At 56.2% G+C, this 306-nt stretch carries 1 rRNA gene; it reads left to right on the forward strand.

Annotation, left to right across the window (positions count from 1 at the left end):
• Positions 1 to 306 (forward strand): 16S ribosomal RNA (locus PZE06_RS27765); the annotation flags it as partial.

Here is a 306-nt window from a genome sequence, read left to right on the forward strand (position 1 = left end):
GGTACCTAGACGGTACCTAACCAGAAAGCCACGGCTAACTACGAGCCAGCAGCCGCGGTAATACGTAGGTGGCAAGCGTTGTCCGGAATTATTGGGCGTAAAGCGCGCGCAGGCGGTTCCTTAAGTCTGATGTGAAAGCCCACGGCTCAACCGTGGAGGGTCATTGGAAACTGGGGAACTTGAGTGCAGAAGAGTAGAGCGGAATTGCACGTGTAGCGGTGAAATGCGTAGAGATGTGGAGGAACACCAGTGGCGAAGGCGGCTCTTTGGTCTGTAACTGACGCTGAGGCGCGAAAGCGTGGGGAG

The sequence above is a fragment of the Robertmurraya sp. DFI.2.37 genome (genome assembly GCF_029211245.1).
Lineage (GTDB): Bacteria > Bacillota > Bacilli > Bacillales > Cytobacillaceae > Robertmurraya > Robertmurraya methanolica_A.